The following is a 21,954-nucleotide window of genomic DNA, read 5'->3' as shown; positions in this document are numbered from 1 at the left end:
TACAAATGGGGAAAAGGGTATCAGCAGGAAGGAAACGGCCAGGTAACGGTTGACTGAGACATGTGCAAACCGCGGCTTCAGGTTTTCTGCAAGAAAAATAGGATATTTGTAAACCAAAATAAGAGGAGCAAGTACGATGAGCAATGGAAATGATGTACCCACCGATGGTACCTGTGCAGCGGATAATGCCTGCCAGTTACCCGCCGCGGATCAGCGGTCTTTTCAATTAACAGATAATAATACAGGAAACGCCCTTAACCAGTCCATACCTGCTTTAGCGGAAGTAAAGGAAGGTTCCAACCTGGTATTGCATTGGTATGACCTGACCTGTCCTTTTTGCTATCTTGGCCAAAAGCGCAATGAATACCTGATCTCACAGGGACTTACCGTAATAGAGCTGCCTTTTCAGGCGCATCCGGATATCCCTGCTGCGGGCGTGTATATGGGACCGCGTAAGGGCCCGATGTATACAACAATTGAACAGCAGGCCGCGGAAACCGGTTTGCCGCTTCACTGGCAGGATAAACTGCCTAATTCGCGCAAGGCGCTGATGGCCGCAGAATGGGCGCGGCAACACCAGCCGGCTGCGTTCCCATCTTTTTTACACGACCTGTTTAATGCGCATTTTGCCGCCGGGCGTGATATAGGCGACGCTGACACCATATTGGGTATTGCCGTAGCAAATGGTATTGATACCGCCCCTTTGCAACAAGTGTGGGCGGATGGTAACGGCGAAGCAGCCGTATCGGCAAGTGAAGCGCTGGCCGTTAATGCTGGCGTAAGGGGTACGCCGGCATGGTTCATGGCGGGCCAGCTGATCCCGGGATTGCAGCCGCTTGCGTTGTTTGAGCAGCTGGCTGCGGCGGCCCGTAAGTCGTAAGCGCGTACGTGGCCTTTATTGGCTTTATCAGATCAATGCGTGTTTCCGGTAAGACCTGGGCGTAATGCCCTCCATCTTTTTAAAGGAATGGATAAAATGCGCCACATCGTCAAACCCCAGGGCGCATGAAATTTCTTTTATGCTCCGGTCTGAGTGTTTTAACAAACCTTTTGCCTCGCGGATAAGCCGCTCTGTGATCAACTGCGAGGTGGTTTTGCCCGTAGCCTCCTTGATCTTGCGGTTAAGATAATTTACGCTGATGGCCAGCCGTTGGGCAAACGTTGCCGGGCAGCGGATCAGCGTTTCCGGTGAAGGCATGCCTGCCATAAACTGTCCGTCCAGTAATTTTATGAAGGAGCTCACCACCAGGGAGGGTTTGTCAGGATAAGAGCCCTGGCACTGGATCACAGGAGATAGCTTTAACGCCTTAAAGAAGATCTGCAACACCAGGTTCAGGATCGCATCATACTTGTAAATAAAATTTCCCTGCAGTTCAGTGGCTATTTTTTCAAAGAGCAGGCTTATTTCCGCCATCTGGCAGTTGGAAAGGGAAAATATAGGGTAGTTGCCCGGTTGGAATATGGTATAATCCCGCACATGATTGCATTTGTCAAGGAAAACATTGGAGAAGATACAGGCAAATCCGTTTGGCAGCCGTTCCAGTAATTGCCAGCCAAAGGGCTCGCGTGGGCTGGTAATAAACAATGCATTTTTGTTAACGGTTACTGACTGATCTCCGTAGTCAATGTTAATGGGCCCATCCACAAGGCTAATGGAGTAAAAATCCCGTCGCTGGTAGGCTAGTTCCATTGGGCCGGTATAGCCCTTATTCCGGAAGAGGTTAAAATGGCCATCCTCCGTACTAAATTTATCCCGTAGGCTGTTGGCTTCACTCTCTCTAAAGTGCTGCATGGTCTGTGTGCTTCTCATGACGCCATTTTATTGTTCCTGTCCTGGTGTTTTTCAAACGCAATAGTAAAACTATTCTTTCAATCCCGGTTCATATCTGCAATATTAGGATATAAGCATGACGGATTGATTCTTACAATTCCCCGATTGATCTGTACAATTTCCGGGTGCAGATACTTAGTAGCTTTGCGCATTGTAAATTCAGGAACAGTGAACAATTCATTCTGGTTATTTGATACCTTCCTCACCATCATTGATGAGGAGAAAAACACCAACCGCCGTTATGACCTGATAGAAGGCGTTATCCCACCCGGCATTGAAACCCCGCTGCACATTCATGGCCGGTATGCAGAAAGCATTTATGTACTAGAAGGCGAGTGTACCGTATACATGGAAAAAGGGACTTTTGTATTAAAGCCCGGTGATCATATTTTTATTCCGCTGGGCGCTCCGCATGCAGTAGCATCTTCCGGCAAGACGGCTGCCAGGGCATTGACGGTGGCTTCTCCCAGCGGGTTTGCGGATCTGATCCGTAATGTTGGCCAGCCGGGGGAACTGCATGGCCTCCGCCCGGATGCTGCGGATGATCTGCAGGCATTTATGCGTTATTCAGATAAGATAGGCGATGTTATATTAGGTCCTCCCGGCAGCAGGCCTGCAAAGCAGGCAGCTTTTCCGGTAAACGGTACGCCTGTTTGACCCCTACAGTTTTTCTTCCATCATCTGTAAGCGCTTTTGATATTTCAGTGGCGATGCGGATAGCTGCAGCTTGAATTGCCGGTTAAAATAGGAAATGTTGTTAAACCCGCTTTCGTAACATACCTGCAGTACGCTTAGCTGCCCCTGTTGCAGCAGCCGGCAGGCATAACTGATACGCAGGTCATTTACAAACCCGGACAGCGTTTTGCGGGTATGCTTTTTGAAATACCTGCAAAATGCAGCCGGGGATAAATTTGCGATGCCGGCAATCTCTTCCAGGCTGATCTCCTTTTTGAAATTATCCAACAGGTAATGGTAAATGCGGTGCATCCGTTCCGTATCTTTTTGAATGCTGGAAGCCAGCTTTTCCTGCGTGGACAGCAGCTCGTAGCTATCTGACCCGGACAGGAGGTTGAGCAGGCTAATGATGGCGGCGGCGGCTTCTGCCTCGTCCATACCGGTCATGTCCTGGATTTTTTGCGCGGCCTGGCTGCGGGTAGCTCCGCTAAATGCGATGCCATGGCTGGAACGTTCCAGGAGGGCTTTGATCCGCCGGAAAGGCGGTTTGTCAAAGAAACCATCACCCAGACAGTCTTCCCGGAACTGGATCACGATCTGGTGTACTTCGCGGTCTGCCGGCAGGTGCTTGTTATAATAAGTATGGGGCAGGTTAGGGCCAAAAAGACAAAGATCGCCTGGGTAAAAATCGGCGATATGATCGCCTACATAACGTTTGCCGCTGCTTTTCAGCACCAGGAGCAGCTCATACTCCGGGTGCACATGCAGGGGAAAATCGTTATAGGGAAAGAACTCTTCCTTTATCACGAACAATCTGTCTCCCGTAAATATATTTTCAACATATAATTTCATATGGTCAATATTGTTCAAGAAATGGGCAAAAGGGTGTTAGATATTCCCGGTTTTATCCCGCATTTTTGGACAAATTAATACACAATTAGCATAATTGATGGCGGATGCAATAAATATGAAAGATAAAATACAGTATATGCTGCCTACCAGAACCGCGTTATTTACATTATCCGTTTTCTTTACAGGTTTTTCCTTTGCACAGGTCCATACGGTATCACCATTGCCGTTAAAGGATGTACAGATTGCAGATAGCTTCTGGTCGCCCAAATTGCGGCTATGGGATACCCGTACGGTATACGATGTACTGGACAAGCTGGAAGGGAAGTATGAGCCGGACCGGGAAGACCTTATTAAGGAAAAAGCTACCCGTGGCCGCACCAGGGATGCGTTCCTGAATTTTGACCTGGTAGCGCAGGGTAAAAAGAATACCGGCGCCAGCGATGGTCCTCCCTGGTATGATGGACTGGTATATGAAACCATACGCGGCGCTGCTGACTTACTTACCGTTTATCCGGACGCCCGCCTGGAGCAGAAGCTGGACGCGTATATAACCCGTATAGCCGCCGCACAGGCAGCCGATCCTGACGGTTATATCAACACCTATACCACCCTTAACCGGCCAAACCAGCGATGGGGGACCAATGGTGGTGATGAGCGCTGGCAGCATGATATCTATAATGCCGGTATGCTCATTGAGGCAGGCGTGCATTATTATAGCGCCACCGGTAAAACAGCCCTGCTGGAAGTGGCGGTAAAGATGACCAATTATATGTGTAAAGTGATGGGGGCAGCGCCTAAACAAAATATCATCCCCGGGCATGCAGGCCCGGAAGAAGCATTGCTGCAAATGTACCTGCTCTTTAAAAACGATCCGGCGCTGCAACAGCGCATACATGCACCGGTTAACGAAGCGGACTATTACAGCCTGGTAAAGTTCTGGATAGAACAGCGCGGGGTATACGCTGATGCGGACGGATCACGGAAACGCACCAACTACGGCAGCTATAACCAGGACCAGCTGCCGGTGTTCGAACAAACCACCATAGAAGGCCATGCGGTAAGGGCCACCCTGCTGGGTACCGCTGTTGCCGCCATGGCAGCCTATAACCACGATGACCGGTATATTACCACGGCTAATAACTACTGGAATAACATGACCGGCAAACGTATGTTCATCACGGGCGGACAGGGCGCGATTGCGCAGGATGAGAAGTTTGGCGCAGATTATTTCCTCCCGGAGTCTGCTTACCTCGAAACCTGTGCCTCCATCGGCGCGGGTTTTTTCAGTGAGCGGATGAACCAGCTGCAGGCAAATGGAAAATATATAGACGAACTGGAGCGGGTGCTGTATAATAATATGTTATCCGGTGTGGCTATTGACGGGGAGCATTATCACTATGAAAACCCGCTGGTAGCCACCGCACATAAGCGCTGGGCATGGCACAGCTGCCCTTGTTGCCCGCCGATGATCCTTAAAATGGTAGGCGCGCTGCCCGGGTTTATCTATGCAAAGGACCGGCAGGATATTTATGTGAACCTTTTTATTGGCAGCGAAGCGCAGGTGGATCTGGATAAAAACAAAGTCCGGCTGAAGCAGACCACTCAGTATCCATGGCAGGGCCATACACAGATCACCGTTACGCCGGAACATGCGGCCGCTTTTAACGTGTATGTACGCATACCCGGTTGGGCCGGCGGAAAGGAGAATCCCTTTGACCTGTATACCTCTGCTGTTGCCGGTAAAGTATCCTTACAAGTAAACGGGCGCAATATAGCTGTACGGCCGGTGAATGGATATGTAGCATTAAACCGGACATGGAAAAAAGGCGATGTGATCGAACTGAACCTGCCCGTGCAACCCCGGCTGGTGGCTCCTGCGCCGGCAGTATCCACTATTAAGGGCAAGCAGTGCATAGCCGCCGGGCCGCTGGTATATGCCATTGAGGGAACAGATAACCCGGAGATGAATAATTACCGTATTAATGAAAACACCGCCATGCAGGCGGCCTATCACCCGGAAATAGCCGGCGGGGTAAATGTCATCTCTGGCAGCCTGGCTGTGGGGGAAGGTAAAGCGCCTTTCAAAGCAATTCCCTTCTATGCGCTGGGGAACAGGGGGATGTACCCGTATATGGTTTGGTTACCGAATCAGTAACTTAGTACCATAGAAACCGGTATACTATGAACACGGCCCCCCAGGTACAGGATCTCCGCCCTGCTTACTGGCTTACGCGTTTTCTGATGCTTCGCCTGCTGGGGGTGATCTACGCCGTGGCGTTTCTTGTGGCCATTAACCAGGCCGTTCCCCTGATAGGTGAAAACGGGCTGCTCCCCATTGGGCTATTCCTGGAACGTGTGAGCGGGCGGTTTGGATCAACGGGCGCCGGCTTCCGGCAGCTACCTTCTATATTCTGGTTCATTCATACGGATGCCGCGCTGCTGACAGCTGCATGGACGGGGTTTGCGCTTTCCTGCGTAGTGCTGGCTGGTTTTGCCAATGCGCTAATATTGGCGGTTTTATGGTTGCTGTATATGTCCTTTGTGCATGTAGGGCAGGAATGGTATGGATATGGATGGGAGATACAGTTACTGGAAACGGGCTTCCTGGCTATATTCCTTTGTCCCTTGCTGGACATGCGCCCGTTTCCCAAACGGGCGCCACCACTGTTGATCATCGTGTTATTCCGCTGGCTCATCTTCCGGATCATGCTGGGAGCGGGCTTAATAAAGCTGCGGGGGGATGATGTGTGGCGTAACGGCACCGCCCTTTACTATCATTTTGAAACGCAGCCCATTCCTGGCCCGCTGAGCCGCCTGTTCCATTTCCTGCCGCCTGCAGTGTTAAAGGCCGGCGTATGGTTCAATCACCTGGTGGAGCTGGTTGCGCCATGGTTTGTGTTCTGGCCGCGTATAGGCCGTTATATTGCGGGCGTGCTGGTCATTGCTTTACAGGTGGTGCTTATCTGCAGCGGCAATCTATCGTTTCTTAACTGGCTAACGATAGTTCCGGCCTTAGCTTGTTTTGATGACGCCTTCTGGGCAAAGCTGCTGCCAGCAAGGCTGGTGCGGATGGCTGTAAGGGCCAATGACCGTGCGGAACCATCAGCGCCCATGCAGATCACCGCCTGGGCCATTACTGTATTGGTAGCGTTACTGAGCATACAGCCCACCGTCAACCTGATCTCTTCGCGGCAGGTAATGAATGCTTCCTTTGATCCGCTGGATCTTGTAAATACCTACGGCGCATTTGGTTCCGTGGGGAGCGAGCGTTTTAATGTAGTATTTGAAGGTACGATGGATGAATATCCGGATGATAGCGCTCATTGGAAAGCTTATCCGTATAAGGGGCTGCCGGTTGCGCTCAACAAACGGCCGCCGCAGATTGCGCCTTATCAGCCCCGCCTGGATTGGCAGATGTGGTTTGCCGCTATGTCAACGCCGGATCAATATCCATGGACCTTACACCTCATCTGGAAATTGCTGCATAATGATCCGGCCATGCTGGGGCTATTTGCCGGCAATCCTTTTCCGGATAAACCGCCCCGTTTTATCCGGGCGGTCTTATATCGTTACAGTTTTGCCAAACCAGGGGGGGCCAATGGCCGCTGGTGGCGCCGTACGCGGGTAAGCGCTTACTGGCTGCCGCCGCTGTCTGTAGATGATCCCCGTTTAATTAGCTCCCTGAAGCAGGAGGGGTGGTTGCATTAAGCTACGAGGGATCTTTGTTTTTCGCCTCGACATTTAGAATGCCATATAGGTCTCTTATACTGTTTGGGTTATGTCAGATCGTAAGGTGCTTTTTACTAATTTTATATTTTAAATATGTATAAGATCGCTGTATAGTTACGATTTAGCAAGCAATCCCATAAATGTCATGCCCCTTCATATATTTCTTTTCTTTGATGGCACAACCTTTGCTTTTACGGGGTTGTTATCCTATTAAGTTGAGTATTTATTTATTAAATAGCTGATATATGAACATACGCTTTTTATTATCAGGCTCCCTGATGATGGTTATACTAGGTACCGGTTGCGTAAGCAACAAGAAATTTTCCCAACTACAATCCAGTTATAACGAGCTGGAAAACCGGAACAGGGCCCTGGATGGCAAGTACCAGGAGTGCCAGCGGAATCTCACCGGCGCCAGCACACGGGTGCAAAGCCTGGAAGAGCAGATAGCCGCGCAGCGCACAGGCCTGGCCTCTTTACAGGCAGCATTGGATAAGTGTTTGAACTCCACCAGCGAGGGAAATGTAAATATCTCAAAACTGGTTGATGAGATCAACGCTTCCAATAAGTACATACAACACCTGGTGAATACCAAGAACAAAAGTGACTCGCTTAACATGGTGCTCACCAACAACCTTACCCGTTCTTTAAGCAGGGAAGAGATGCGTGATGTGGATGTACAGGTATTAAAAGGGGTGGTGTATATATCGCTCTCTGATAATATGCTGTATAAATCCGGCAGCTACGAGATCTCATCCGCCGCAGGCGCTACCCTCAGTAAGATCGCAAAGATCATTATGGATTATAAGGATTATGATGTGCTGATAGAGGGTAATACGGATAATGTGCCCATTTCACAGAAGAATATCCGTAATAACTGGGATCTGAGCGCATTGAGAGCGTCTTCTGTTGTGCAGTCACTGCAGAATGACCATGGCGTAGATCCTAAAAGGTTAACCGCCGGCGGCAGGGGAGAGTACAACCCCATTGCATCTAACGACACAGATGCCGGCAGGACACAGAACAGGCGTACACAGATCATTATTACGCCCAAGCTTGACCAGTTCATGGACCTGATTGAAAAAGCGCCGGAAAGCGACAGCACTAAGCCGGTAGCGCCCAGGCCATAAGATATATCGCTCGCAAAAGCGGTGCAAAGACCGTACGAAAGCCGTGTAGATCAGGAGATCTATGCGGCTTTTGCATGCCTGGCCATGATGTACGGCGGTATAATGAAACCTGCGTAACCCCCTGCAAATAAAAAGAAAAACGGATTACATGTAAATTAAACGTATCTTTAACCGAATAATTTGAGGTCTATCGCTTTTGTAAGCTACCATTACTCTCACGCAGTTTTCTTTTTTACACCTGCATTTTTCTCAAATATTTCTTCACTTCTAATTTGAATATTATGAACATTTACGTATCCAACCTGGGTTTTAACTGCCAGACAGAAGAACTTGTTACCCTTTTTATGGAATATGGCGCAGTATCTTCCTGCAAAGTGATCACCGACAAATTCACCAATAAAAGCAAAGGCTTTGCATTCGTAGAAATGCCTGACCAGGCCGAAGCAGAAAAAGCCATTGAAAATTTAAATGGTTTTGTAATAGAAGGCCGCAGCATCAATGTATCAGAAGCAAGGCCCCGCGAAGAACGGCCCAACAATAACAATAACCGGTATTCTAATAACCGCCGTTGGTAAAATTGCTGCGGACGTAGCTGAAGTACCTTTATCCTCAGTAATAGCATAAGGCCCGTATGGCCGCCAGTGTATCTGAACAGACAGTAAATAATAGTTTCATCCACAGTATGCAACCGCAATACCGTTATGAATGCTGTTAACTGCATGCCTATTATTGTATAACAACATTGAATCACTAAAATTATCGCTTATGGCAATGACATGGAATAAGAAAGAAAGAGAAAACAAAAAAAGACAAGCGAAGAAGAAGAAAGAAGAGAAGATGCAGGAACGGAAAAATAGCGCCGGAAAGGATACCAGCCTGGAAAATATGATGGCTTACCTGGATGAGGATGGGAATCTTACCTCCCTGCCGCCTGATCAGCGTAAGAAAAAAGCAGACAATCCTGAAGCAGGAGATAAAGACGCTGCTCCCGAAAAGGAATAATGGTTTCAAAAACGGCTTATTGGCCGTAAATAAAAGATCTTCAATTTTGCCAGGCTGCTCCCGAAAGGAGCAGTCTTTTTTTATGGCAATCTTTAATAGCTATCTAAAGTTTTTTTGCTACATTTTGAAAAAAAACTGTGCTATCTGTTGATAAAAGACTGGGGGAGAAGCTATTCATGATCAAGACGCCAGCGGGACCTATGAAGTATATATTAAAGGTGCTGGTATTGCTTTTACTGGTTACAGGGGTCTATGGGGCGGATAATGACACCCTGCTGGACAGGCTCAATAAGACCATTGAAGCGGCGCCGGTATTTGACGCCGGCCGGATAAAGCAGATCACTGCCTGGCGGCAGGCGCTGCACAGGGCAGAGCGGGCGGATCCTACAATACGGTTTGAGATCTGCCGGCAGCTGTTTGAGCAATTTAAGGTATACCAATATGACTCCGCCTTTGCCTATGCGCAGCAAATGCAAGCCCTGGCCCATGAGATGAATAATGCTGAACTGAGCAGTTATGCCGGTCTGAAACTGGCTTTTGTGCTGCTCTCCTCCGGTATGTTCAAGGAAACGGGCGATTACCTGGCAGACATTCATGTGGCGCTGTTGCCGGATAGCGCCAAAGCGGAATACTACCAGCTGAAAAGCCGCTTTTATTATGACCTGGCTGATTATAGTAATGATGGGTTCTTTGCCCCGGCATATACCCGGATGGGTACCGCCTGTACAGACAGCGCGCTGATGCTTTTTAAACCACATTCCTTTGACTATGATTATAATTATGGCATACGCTACCACAAAGCGGGGAATATAGATAGTGCCCAATACTATTATAAGCTAACCGTAGCCCATACAGATCTTACCTGGCACCAAACGGCCATTGCCACTTCCTCTCTGGGCAACATTTACATACGCCGCGGTCATATGGATAGCGCGCTGGTACTGATGGCCCGGGCGGCCATGGCAGATATCCGCTCCAGCACTAAAGAAACCACCGCTATGTTCATATTGGCTGGGCTGCTCTTTAAAGAAGGGGATGTAAAACATGCCTCCCGTTGTATAGAGTATGCCGTAGCCGATGCTTCCTTTTACGGGGCCCGCCTGCGCAAAGTACAGGTAAGCGCGATACTGCCAATCATAGAAGGGGAGAAGGTAAATACGGTAGAAGCGCAGAAAAAGCTGCTTTTCGTATATGCGGCCATCGTTACCCTGTTGCTGCTGGCACTTGTATGGCTGGCGGTCATCATCTTCCGCCAGATCAGGAAGCTCAAAGCTGCCCAGGAGGTGATTACTGCGGCGCATGCCCGCCAGCAGGAGATCAACGAGCTGCTGATGGAGGCTAATAAGATCAAAGAGGAGTATATAGGCTACTGTTTCCAGTTAAATTCGTCTTATATCGATAAAATGACGAAATTTAAGAAGACTGTGGAGCAAAAATTGATAGACAATAAATATGGGGAGGCAAAGTTCCTGGTAAATAATATAGACCTGCGGGAAGAACGGGAAGAGCTGTTCCGGAACTTTGACCGCATCTTCCTTAAAATATTCCCGCAGTTTGTACCGGTGTTCAATTCCTTTTTCCGGGAAGAGGACCAGATACGGCTAAAAGATAACGAGTTACTGAATACCGACCTCCGCATTTTTGCGCTGATCCGTATTGGCATCAGCGATAATGTAAAGGTGGCCCAGATATTGGGGTATTCTGTCAACACCATTTATACATATAAAACCAAAATAAAGAACAAGGCCGTCATACCCAAAGACGAATTTGAGGAGCGGCTCATGGAGATAAAAGCCCTTTAAAGCGACAGAATGACCAGCAAAACAGGGCGGAAAGTACTTGTATGTAAATATAGTTTAATATTACTGCTATCTATTGAACATCAATGATTTATTTTCCATAAAGACGCCAATTTTAGTAATATTTTCTATATATTGACCATATAAATTGCTAACATGTTTAATCCTGATTTAATTTGAGCCTTTAGCGCAGTTGTACCAGATCCAAAATCTAAAGTATCCGTTATGAAGAAGATCCGTTATGAAAACGAACATGCTTTGTTTTTCCAAATCACTTATTATTTAAACTAAAAAATAATATCAGTTAGGGTATAATATTTCACGTATGGGAAACGGCCACGTTATGTGAGGGCGCCGCTTCTTTTTTTCATTAATCCAGGCATCAATATTCCACAAACAAATAAAATCCATCTTATGAACAGAGTTCTATTTCGCAGGGTGCGTATGTTATGCTCGTTATTGCTGCTGATAGCAGGCATAGCCAACGCACAGACCAGATCTGTTACCGGGAAGGTAACAGACGAAAAGGGCGATCCGGTACCAGGCGCCACCATCCAGATCAAAGGCACAAACGCCGGTACAGCAGCAGGCGCAGATGGTACATTTAAATTAAATGCCCCCGCCAATGCCACTACACTTATTATTTCTTATGTAGGTTTCTCCAGCCAGGATGTGGATATCGTTGGCAAGTCCAGCGTAAACATTGTACTGCAGGCCGGCAGCACCCAGCTGACGGATGTGGTGGTAGTAGGTTATGGTACGGTGCGTAAAAAGGACCTTACCGGCGCTGTAGCTTCCATACAGGCCAAAGACTTTAATAAAGGCACTTTCACGGCTCCGGACCAGCTGATCCAGGGTAAAGTGGCCGGCGTACAGGTGCTGGCCAATAGCGGTCAGCCTGGTGCTGCTACTACTGTAAGGATCAGGGGTAATGCTGCTTTAACAGGTACCGGCCAGCCACTGTATGTGGTGGATGGGGTGCCACTGGACGGCCGTTCCGCCAGGCCCGGTTTAAATGTGCCGGAACTGGGCAACGTTCCCGGAGGCAACGCGTTGAACTTCATCAATCCTTTTGATATTGCTTCTGTAGATGTATTAAAAGATGCGTCTGCTACTGCCATTTATGGTTCCCGTGCCGCCTATGGCGTGGTACTCATCACCACCAAAAAAGGCCAGGTAGGCGAACCTAAGCTGGATGTAGGCGCTTCTGTGGGCGTTAGCACACTGATGAGACGCATAAATGTGCTGGACGGCAACCAATACCGTCAGGCCCTGCAAAAATGGGGACTGGATAATACCAATGATCTGGGCGGCGATGTGGATGCGCTGGACGCTATTCTGCGCACTGCCGTTACCCAAAATTACAACGCCGGTATAAGCGGTGGTACAGAGAATGCCAAATACCGTTTCTCCGCGGGTATGCTGGACCAGCAGGGGATCGTTAAAAAATCAGATTTTAAGAAATACACGGTAGGGCTGAATTCCTCCTTTAAGTTCCTGCGCAGCAAAAGGCTGGGTGTAGATCTGAATGTGATCGCCAATCAATACACGGAAAACATACCGCCCATCACTAACGATGCCGGCTTTGGTAACAGCCTCATGGGACAGGCCCTGCAGTGGAATCCTACAGAGTCCCTCTATAAAGCAGATGGCAGCCTGAATATCAAACAGGGCAGCGCGGCCGTGAACCCGGTAGCCCTGCAGAACGTATACCATGACCGTTCCAGGGTAACTACCATCCTGGGAAGTGTTTCTCCTTACTTTAAGATCACTGACGACCTGGAATACCGTATGCAATATAGTGTCAACTATAGCAGCGGCATCAGAAGAACGGCTGTGGACGGTAATATCAACTTCAACACCTTTGGTATCAATGCTAATCCGCCTTCCGGTCTTGGTTGGGCAAATATTGGCAATAATGAGCTGACCACACAACAGTTCACCAATACCTTAACTTATAATAAAGATGTAACGGAAGACCTGCACCTGAATGCACTGGTGGGGTATGAGTACATGAAATTTACCAACCGTGGTTCGTATATGAATGGTTTAGGCCCTGCACAGGCGGGCGGTTTTGGTAATTATGGCCTCGACCTGACAGATTATATTCAGTTCTCCAATGCGGCCGGGCGGAATATCACATCCTTTGCCGATCCGGGGTCCGAGTTACAGTCTTATTTTGGCAGGGTGACCCTGAATTTAAAGGAGCGGTATCTGCTGACTGGTACCCTCCGTTCAGATGGTTCTACTAAATTTGGCAAAAACAACCGCCATGGTTTATTCCCATCCTTTGCAGCAGCCTGGAATATCAGCAACGAGGACTTTTTTAGCAAAGGGTTTGTGAATAACCTGAAAATACGGGGAGGATGGGGCAGGACCGGTAACCAGGAATTCCCTTCCGGGGCATCCCAGGCAGGCTGGGCGTTTCAAAACAACGGCGCCATATCACAGCAATCCAATGCCAACCCGGATCTGAAATGGCAGTCTGATAAACAGTATAACATCGGCCTGGACTTTGGTTTAATGGATGGCCGGATCAGCGGTTCAGTAGACTACTTCCACAAAACCACCTCCGACCTGTTATATCCCACCACTGCCATACAGCCAGCAGCTTCCCAGTCTGTAGTGACCTGGAAGAACCTGGATGGAGAGATCATCAATAAAGGCGTAGAAGCTGCCATCAACGCCACTATCGTACAGCATAAGAATTTTTATTGGGATCTGGGCGTGAACGCTACCTTCCTTAAGAATAATGTAACGGGTATGACGGCGCCAATTTATACCGGTCAGCTTAATGGCCAGGGCGTTTCCGGCACACTGGTAGAGATCATCTATAATGACATGCCTATTAACGCGTATTATACCCGTACTTATGGGGGATTGGATAAAGATGGTCAATCCATTTACCCTAATGGCGATAGCTTAAGCTTCCAGGGTAACCCTAATCCTACCAAATTGCTGGGCATCAGCACTACGGTAGGGTTTAAGAAGATCACCCTCACGGCTAACCTGAACGGCGCTTTCGGTCATAAGATCTATAACAATACGTTCAACAACGTAGTGAATGTAAGTAATCTGCGGGGCGCGCGTAACATTGCAGAAGAGTTTTACAATGCGCCCACCCTGGAAGCATTGTCTAACCGGGTTACCTCTTCTTCCCGGTTTATTGAGAGCGGCAATTACCTGAAGCTGGCCAACGTAACCCTTACCTATGCGGTAGGCGATATTGCCGGCGTAGTGAAAGGCCTGAATGTATACCTCACAGGACAGAACCTGCTGGTGTTCACCAAGTTTAAAGGGTTTGATCCCGAAGTGAACGTAGACAAAAGCAGCGGCGCCCCTGGCGCAGACTCTAAGACTGGTATGTCTACCTCTGGCGGCGTGCCTTCCGCTGGTATAGAATATCAGCCTTATCCTTCTGCCCGTACGTTCACACTGGGGGTTAATTTTTCTCTTTAATCAAAAAAACGGCTAACATGAAACATTTAAGCATACTTTTTATGGTCTCAGCTATCCTGCTATCGACAGGATGTACCAAACTGGAGGAGAAGCTCCAGGGCCAGGCCACAGAGGAACAGGTGGGCGGCAGCGGCGGTTCTGCAGACGCGTTGCTGAGAGGCGTATACAATTCCATGCGTTTGCCTTATCAGAACAACGACCAGGTATTTGCCCTTTCAGAAATGAGCACAGATGAACAGATAGCGCCCACCCGCGGTGGCGACTGGGATGATAACGGCGCCTGGCGCGTGATACATGCACACGCCTGGGACGGGGATAATATCCATATCCGTGATTGCTTTAATAACCTTGGTGGGGTAATATATACGGCTACCAATATCCTGCAGTTCAATCCCACGGCTCAACAGGCCGCGGAGGCCAGGTTCCTGCGTGCTTTTGCCATGTTTAGTGTACTGGACCTGTATGACCAGGTACCTTACCGCGAACCTGGAGAAAAAGTAACGGAACCTGCCAAGGTACGTACCGGCACAGAAGCGCTGGATTATATTATCAGCGAAGTAAATGCTGTGATGGCTGCCCTGCCGGATGTTGGCGCAGCTAACTTAAATATTACCAGGGCCAATAAAGATGCGGCCCGGATGTTACTGATGAAGTGTTATCTGAATAAAGGCGTGATAGCCAACCGTGCTGCCCCTACCTTTGACAATGCGGATATGGGCCAGGTAGTTGCATTGGCAGACCAGATCATCAATAGCGGTAAGTATACTTTCAGCGATAACTACTTTGACAATTTCTCTCCCCGTAACGGCGCCCTCTCTAAGGAGAACATCTTTACCGCAGAAAACCAGGGCGGTGTAGATGCCGGCGGCCTTAATGCCATCTGGCATACGGTTATGCATTATAATCAGAACCCTGCCGGTTGGAACGGTTGGACCACCTTGTCTGACTTCTACAACAAATTTGAAGCGGCCGATAAAAGAAGGGGCCTGGCCTATGATGTTACCGCAGACGGTGGTCCGGCTAACCCAGGTAACCGTGTAAATGTGGGCTTTCTGATCGGTCAACAGTATGACCTGAAAACTGATGCGCCCTTGAAGGATCGTACTAACGCGCCGCTGATCTTTACCGCAGAAGTTAGCACGATTGAAACCGGCGGCAACCTGGAGCAAACAGGTATCCGGGTAGTGAAATACAGCCCGGATTTCGTAAACGACGGTAATGGTAAAGTGAATAATGATTTTGTATACTACCGTTATCCGGATGTGCTGCTCATGAAAGCAGAAGCACTGGCGCGCCAGGGAAATACCGGTGGCGCATTACCGCTGGTAAACCAGGTACGTACAGCCCGTGGGGCTACCGCGCTGGGCGCTGTAACCCTGGATCAGCTGCTGGATGAAAGAGGACGGGAGTTCTATTGGGAGTCTTCCAGGCGCATGGACCTGATCCGTTTTGGAAAGTTCCTGCTGCCCTGGCAGGAAAAGCCCACGGATGATCCCAAGTACCTGCTGTTCCCCATTCCCAGTCAACAGCTGGCAGTTAATCCCAACCTGAAAAAGAACCCTGGTTATTGATAAAATACCGGTATTAAGCATCATACCTACAAAGGGCCATGGCGCCGGTCATGGCCCTTTGTATAAAAAGGCCCGCCATCCCCTGCTATCTGCACAAGGGGGGAGTAACATCCCGGATGTTAGCAAGCATTTTAAAGAAGTGCGAATAGGATGGTAGTGGAATTTTGATGCGGCCCTTCGCCCGTTTGGAGGCAGCGATGCGTTGCCTCCAGCGGGGACGGGCTTTTTGTTTTTTTGGTCACCCCAATGCCGCATTCCTGGTTACTAGCCGTATAGCCCGTTGATAATTAGTATCTCTGCATAATGGAATAAATTGTATTTTGCCTGAACTGAATATCTATCCAATTCCCTCTATGCATGGCGCACGATCCTAAAAATGCAGTTCCTATACCAACTACCTCGCGTGCAGTTGCGCACAACCAGCAGTCATCCGGCATTGCCAGGGCTACCGTTGCTCCGGTACCGCAATTGAAAACGACCTCGCAGGAGGGGGAGGCCCCGGTACAGCAGGTAACGGCGCCAAGGGCGGATATTGGTATATTCACGCCGCCACAGGAGCCAGGACCGGCCATGCAGGCAATACCGCCATTTCAGTTAAAAATAGAGCGGGAAGACCCGCCAGCGGGCCAGTCAGCGGCTGGTCAGTCCCTGGGAGGCCAACCATTGGCGGAACAGGCGGCTGGTGCACAGCCGGCGGGTAGCCTGCTGCCACACGCAGACATCATTGCTGCTTCCTTCAATATGCCGTCAGCACGGTCAGCGGGTCCGGGAGCAGCGGAAATGGGCGGGCTAGCATATGGAGGCGCTGCAGTCAATTATATACCTACTGCCGCGGGAACGGCGCTGCCCTATGACGGATGGCCGGTTGCGCAGCGTAAACAGGCCCGCGTACCGTCCAATGCGCCGGTACAACGCCAGGTTATTCAGCTGCAGTGGGATATAGATGAGGAATTAGGAAAACTGGACGCAGAAAAGATAAAGGCCGTTGGGAAGATCAATGCCAACCAATATGAAGAAGCATGGGCAGACTATCAGGCAGCAAGGCTGATCATGGCAGATATTGCCGGACGGCACAGGGATGGCGCTGATAAGATCTATAACGGCCATATGATAAAGGCAACCGCGTCTATGCGCGCTATCATTGATGGATATAATGCCAGCCTGAAAGGGAAAATGGATACCATGCTGGCTTATTACAAGGACATGTATATCACTTATGATGCTGAATATACCGCCTTGTATGATCAGATTGCGGCTAAGCTGCAAGCCAAAGCAGATGGCGAGGTGGCGCCTTTAAAAGAGGAATTGGACCGGAAGGCCGCTGCACAAAAAAACGCATACGCTTTACATTCCGGGATCTATAACACGATCAATAAATTTAAAACCAAAGTAGCCGGTGATACGGATATCAGCTATAATTACGGTAAAAAGAAAGCAGATACCGGCGAAATTGGCAATACAAAACTGGCGCCTGTCTCTTTTGAAGCCCTGGATGGATACCTCACAAAAAACAAAGGTTTAGCCACCAAGTACACCAACCAGGGAGGGGAGATCAAAAAAACAACAGACGCCCCTGATGATGATACGCAGAGAAATAGTACGGTGGTGCTATTGATGGCTGGTTCAAAGGCCAGAAAAGAAGCGGTCACTGCACTGTTTACAGACGATGTGCCCAAACAGATCAGCATCTTCACGCAGCTCAATAAACATCACCGCTCAGATGATATTACGGATGCCGTGGCGCTGATCACCGCCGCTGGTACAGATAACCTGGCGCATACACTGGGGTTGATCGATGCCGTTGGCGCCAAAGGAGATATAAAAGCCATTAAAGCTTTTTATGATGGCGCTAAGACGGTTACGGGTACGCCCGGGCCTATGGCCATGGCGGCCTTCCTGGTGGCTATAACTTACACGGCCATCAAGGACATCACAGATTTTGTGAAAGAAGCCGGTAAATACGGTAACCTGGATGCAATTAAACCCGTATATGCCGCGGCCAAAACTAATAACAAGGTTGAAAGCGTTACGGAACTACTCAAAGCAGGCGGCATTCCGGGCACTTACGCCACAGACGCCGTGAAGATAGGCCTGGCTTTCGCTACCACAAAAGGGAAAAGCAAGGCCGCAGACTACACTAAACTATTAAGCGTTACCGGTTGGGACAAAGCCAAGCTGCTGGCATTGGTAATGGAATGCGCGGAGAATGATGGGAATGTGACCGCAGAGCGTTGGGCGGTAGTTGCGCAGAAGGAACCGCTGCTCCAGGATAAACCGGAAGAAGTAAGGGCTACCGCTAGGCTTAATAGTTTTGCCAATGAAGATTGGTATAAGGACCATAAACCCGCTAAGCTATCATCCACCAAAAAGGCAAAAAAGAAATATACGCAGCTGTTATATGCATTGATGGGCAAAGAGGATCTGACAGGCCTGGGCAACATCAGCTTTGATAATATCCAGGGCGATTTCCTCTCCATGCTGGTTTTCTTCCATAAACACATTGCTTCCTTTAACGCACAGGGCGGGCGGGGTTTTGACCGGGAGGGGAGAGGGGGAGGCCTGTATGCCAGGAGTAGCACAGACCACGCGCTGAATGAGCAGTATACATCGCTGTTGGGCAGTAATGGGGTAGATGTATCCAGCCTGTTGCAACCCATTAATCCCGCTTTGCTGGCGCTGCAGGATAAAGGAGCTACTTCAAAGAACAGAAGGGCGCCCACTACCAGGACATTCGGGGGAGGCGCCACTTCCTATACCACCGGAGATATTTCTGTTGCTTCCGCAGGGCTGCCCTCGCATAACTTAAGGGTCCTGGAAGACCAGCAGGGTATTATTGGCAGCATTGGCGGCGCTCCGAATAAGAAGGCTGCAAAGGAAAAACTATTTGATGCGCCGGAGCATGATGTAGCCCCGGACCTGAGCCGCACCGTGGGCGAAAAAGCGGCCACCACAGATAGTTTACTGGAGAAGCAGAAAACCGCCCTGGCAGGTAAGATCACTACCCATGCGGATTATGGCAATTTCCACGACGGTTTCCTGGAGGACAGGGGACAGCTGGTGACCAGGATCAGTAATGTGATCAACTCCATATCCGGTGGTGCGCAGACGTTGGAGGCTATAGGCTCCGAAGGGCACCCCAGCCTGATCCTTAAAGTTCCTAAAAGCGGCGGTGGTAAGTTTATCTATGATGGCGTTACTACTACCTACAATAGGACCAAGCCACTGATACCGGGTATGGTCACTGATTTTAACCTGGCAAGCGACCAGGAGGTGAAGATCACGGAAAGGGGCAGCTTTGGTTTTCAAAGACCCACGCTGGCAGATACAGGAGACTCTGTGCGCTTGTGGCCTGGATATACGCCGGTAGAGGCTTTGCGGAACGGTCTTAAAGTGCTGGTAGAAAAGCTCTCCAGCAAGGATAAGCGCCCGTCGGCCCGGGCGTTGACAAATATAGGCCAGATAGACGCCCTGACCACCGATAACACCAAACCGGTTGCCTATGTAGAGGCGTTAAAAACTGCCATGCGTCATGCATTCATCGCGCTGGAGAAAAAGATAGCCGGCGGCGCCCCTGCTGAAAAGAAACGGGTGTCTGAATGGCTAAGGACCAGGATCCTGATCAAACTACAGCAGTCAGGTATTTTATTGGATAAGGCCACCGGGCTTTATAAGGTAGGATCTAAAGATACCCAGCAGGAAAAGAACAAACATTTCCTGATCACCACTGATATGACGGATAAGTTGCAGGAATATACCATGTTATATACCGCAGCTACCCTGGAGGCTACCACAAACCCCAACAAGGATCACGACCGGGCGGGTAAGTTTAAGAACGACGATGATGTGTACGAGAAAAAAGTGGTGTCAAAGCTGGGGGCCACAGACTACCGTATGTTTTACCTGGATAGCGGGGAACAGGCGCTGATAGTGGCCGGTTTGCTGGCCAACAGGTTTACACAGGGCAAGGATCATGCGGAAACCAATGTGCCTGCAAGCCCCTATATCAGCAGGAACCCCTATTTTGAGATAGGCGTATTTAATGGCGATAGCCGCTCCAACCTGAGACAGGTGGATAGTGGGGCTAAGATCGTACATGGTGACCTGTCCCCCGTGATCACGCAGGACGCAAGCGAACCTAAACCCAGAGCGGAAATAGACGCCGGTATAAGCCGCACCTGGCAGGATGTGGATGGCAATGTGGAGCATGATGATGTAATACCCATCCTGGATATTACCAATAGCAGCATAGATGCTGTAAATAATCTGGGCGATATGCCTAAGAATTTCATTATTGTGGAAAGTCTTACCAAACATGAACAGCTGGGCGCAGATAAATTTATCATGGGCCGGCTGATAGCAGTGAGCAATACCAAGGGAACCACAGCGGGCGCGCTAAAGAAAACCAATTTCCTGGATCTGGCGCAGAACGTAGTAGGCCCCGTTGCCAATAAAGCGTATAATCCGTTACTGGCGCAAATAAGGGCCAATATGGATAAAGCGCTGTATTCTGACGACCTGGCCTGATAACGGGATAAACACCATTAAAAATATATAACCCAAATGAAATTAGTTTACCTGTTATTGATCCCCTTTCTATGGCTGCAGGCCGATAGCCGCGTGGACCATATCCGTGAGCGGTACCAGCAGATCAATGCAAAGATCTCCACCTACCGGCATATTGAAATTGAGTCTGAGGAAGAAAGCTCAGAAGGTGGCGCAGTTACCGGCTACCTGTCTAAAGACACCGTGATGCTTATTGTGGAGGATGTGTATGGGGAAATGGGTAAAACGCGCACGGAGATATATTTTGACCATGCCGCCCCCGTATTTATTTATGACCGGGATTATAAATATAGCCGGCCTATGTATGACTCCACCTTTGATGAGAAGGAGACGCAGATCGCGGAAGACCGTACCTATTTCTATAATAACAAAATGATCCGCTGGATAGATAAGGAGCATAAGATAAAGGCAGAAAGGGATCCGGCATTCACCGAAAAGGAGCAGGTATTATTGAAGTACGCACGGGGGCTTTATAAGCGGATAATAGCGGAGGGCAGACAATAGCCATTTACAGAAAGTGATGTACATCACGTAACCAGCTCCGCTATACTTCCGTCCTTTGTGTTGTAAAAATTTACAACATGAAAAAGCAAACTATAATAGTCACCGGAGCATCATCCGGCATAGGCAAAGAGATAGCCCGGTATTTCCTGGAAAGGGGCGATAAGGTAGTGATCAATTCTACCACCCCGGAAAAGCTGCAACAGGTGTTCAATGAACTGGGCGGGGGCGAAAACCTGGCTATGGTAGCCGGGGATGTGAGCAAAAAAGCCACCGGCGAACAACTGGTAGCTACCGCCGTGGCCCGGTTTGGCTCAGCAGACGTACTGATCAATAATGCAGGTATTTTTGAGACCCGGCCTTTCCTGGAAGTAGACGAAGCTTACCTGGACCGCTTCCTGAGCACCAATCTCAAAGGCACTTATTTCACCACACAGGCAGTTATCCCCCAGATGCTGCAACAGCAGGACGGCGTTGTTATTAATATAGGCACGCCGCTTGTTAATCATGCTTTTGGCGGAGCGCCCTCTTCTGCGCCGTTGACCAGCAAAGGCGCTATCCACTCCCTTACTGTACAGCTGGCGGCAGAATTTGGTAAACGCAATATCCGCGTAAATACCGTGGCGCCTGGCGTTATCCGTACGCCCATGCATGGGGAAAATGCAGACCAGAGCGCTGGTTTACATTTGCTGAACCGTGTAGGCGAAGTAGAGGACATTGCAGAAATGGTATATACCGTGGCCAAGAGCCGTTTTATCAGCGGCGCCATTATTAACGTAGATGGCGGTATGGCTGCAGGGCATAACCTGAACTAAGGATCTAACCACTGCTTTTTTTAAACA

The 21,954-nt window shown here is 49.2% G+C and carries 15 protein-coding genes; 13 read left to right on the top strand and 2 right to left on the bottom strand.

Going from position 1 to position 21,954, the window contains the following annotated elements:
• Positions 1-136: 136 nt before the first annotated feature.
• Positions 137-880, top strand: a complete 744-nt coding sequence (locus F0L74_RS22915; protein WP_149840245.1) for a DsbA family oxidoreductase — start codon at positions 137-139, stop codon at positions 878-880.
• A 27-nt stretch (positions 881-907) separates the two neighbouring features.
• Here the strand turns inward: F0L74_RS22915 and F0L74_RS22910 are convergent, their stop codons facing one another.
• Positions 908-1,810, bottom strand: coding sequence for an AraC family transcriptional regulator (locus F0L74_RS22910; protein WP_149840244.1), 903 nt, complete (start codon positions 1,808-1,810; stop codon positions 908-910).
• 189 nt (positions 1,811-1,999) lie between these two features.
• Between F0L74_RS22910 and F0L74_RS22905 the strand changes: the two genes are divergently transcribed.
• Complete coding sequence (locus F0L74_RS22905) at positions 2,000-2,488, top strand: cupin domain-containing protein (RefSeq protein ID WP_188316122.1); 489 nt, start codon at positions 2,000-2,002, stop codon at positions 2,486-2,488.
• 3 nt (positions 2,489-2,491) lie between these two features.
• Here F0L74_RS22905 and F0L74_RS22900 read toward each other — a convergent pair whose 3' ends face one another.
• Positions 2,492-3,358 (bottom strand): AraC family transcriptional regulator, encoded by an 867-nt coding sequence (locus F0L74_RS22900; RefSeq protein ID WP_149840242.1) that lies wholly within the window; start codon positions 3,356-3,358, stop codon positions 2,492-2,494.
• A 136-nt stretch (positions 3,359-3,494) separates the two neighbouring features.
• Here F0L74_RS22900 and F0L74_RS22895 point away from each other — a divergent pair, with 136 nt between their 5' ends.
• The 11 genes from F0L74_RS22895 to F0L74_RS22845 all read left to right on the top strand — a co-directional run bounded on the left by F0L74_RS22895 (position 3,495) and on the right by F0L74_RS22845 (position 21,927).
• Positions 3,495-5,513 carry a glycoside hydrolase family 127 protein gene (locus tag F0L74_RS22895; protein ID WP_149840241.1) on the top strand — a complete coding sequence of 673 codons (2,019 nt, stop codon included), beginning with the start codon at positions 3,495-3,497 and terminating at the stop codon, positions 5,511-5,513.
• A 26-nt stretch (positions 5,514-5,539) separates the two neighbouring features.
• Positions 5,540-7,066: a lipase maturation factor family protein gene (locus F0L74_RS22890; protein WP_149840240.1), complete on the top strand. Its 1,527-nt coding sequence runs from the start codon at positions 5,540-5,542 to the stop codon at positions 7,064-7,066.
• 266 nt (positions 7,067-7,332) lie between these two features.
• The gene (locus tag F0L74_RS22885) at positions 7,333-8,217 is read left to right on the top strand and encodes an OmpA/MotB family protein (protein ID WP_149840239.1); all 885 of its coding nucleotides are present in this window, start codon (positions 7,333-7,335) and stop codon (positions 8,215-8,217) included.
• 281 nt (positions 8,218-8,498) lie between these two features.
• Positions 8,499-8,792 carry an RNA-binding regulator gene (gene rbp, locus F0L74_RS22880; protein ID WP_149840238.1) on the top strand — a complete coding sequence of 98 codons (294 nt, stop codon included), beginning with the start codon at positions 8,499-8,501 and terminating at the stop codon, positions 8,790-8,792.
• 190 nt (positions 8,793-8,982) lie between these two features.
• Positions 8,983-9,219 (top strand): hypothetical protein, encoded by a 237-nt coding sequence (locus F0L74_RS22875; RefSeq protein WP_149840237.1) that lies wholly within the window; start codon positions 8,983-8,985, stop codon positions 9,217-9,219.
• 200 nt (positions 9,220-9,419) lie between these two features.
• Positions 9,420-11,021 (top strand): SusR family glycan utilization regulator, encoded by a 1,602-nt coding sequence (susR, locus tag F0L74_RS22870; RefSeq protein WP_149840236.1) that lies wholly within the window; start codon positions 9,420-9,422, stop codon positions 11,019-11,021.
• 411 nt (positions 11,022-11,432) lie between these two features.
• Positions 11,433-14,477, top strand: coding sequence for a SusC/RagA family TonB-linked outer membrane protein (locus F0L74_RS22865; protein WP_149840235.1), 3,045 nt, complete (start codon positions 11,433-11,435; stop codon positions 14,475-14,477).
• 17 nt (positions 14,478-14,494) lie between these two features.
• Complete coding sequence (locus F0L74_RS22860) at positions 14,495-16,048, top strand: RagB/SusD family nutrient uptake outer membrane protein (RefSeq protein WP_149840234.1); 1,554 nt, start codon at positions 14,495-14,497, stop codon at positions 16,046-16,048.
• A gap of 357 nt (positions 16,049-16,405) precedes the next feature.
• Complete coding sequence (locus tag F0L74_RS22855; RefSeq protein ID WP_149840233.1) at positions 16,406-20,572, top strand: hypothetical protein; 4,167 nt, start codon at positions 16,406-16,408, stop codon at positions 20,570-20,572.
• Between the two features lie 36 nt (positions 20,573-20,608).
• Positions 20,609-21,115 carry a hypothetical protein gene (locus F0L74_RS22850; protein ID WP_149840232.1) on the top strand — a complete coding sequence of 169 codons (507 nt, stop codon included), beginning with the start codon at positions 20,609-20,611 and terminating at the stop codon, positions 21,113-21,115.
• A 77-nt stretch (positions 21,116-21,192) separates the two neighbouring features.
• Positions 21,193-21,927, top strand: coding sequence for an SDR family NAD(P)-dependent oxidoreductase (locus tag F0L74_RS22845; protein WP_149840231.1), 735 nt, complete (start codon positions 21,193-21,195; stop codon positions 21,925-21,927).
• The last annotated feature ends 27 nt before the right edge of the window (positions 21,928-21,954 follow it).

It is taken from the genome of Chitinophaga agrisoli, from assembly GCF_008386695.1.
Taxonomy (GTDB): Bacteria; Bacteroidota; Bacteroidia; order Chitinophagales; family Chitinophagaceae; genus Chitinophaga; species Chitinophaga agrisoli.
The sequence above is the reverse complement of the archived record's forward strand: the minus strand, read 5'-3'. Positions and strand labels throughout refer to the sequence as shown.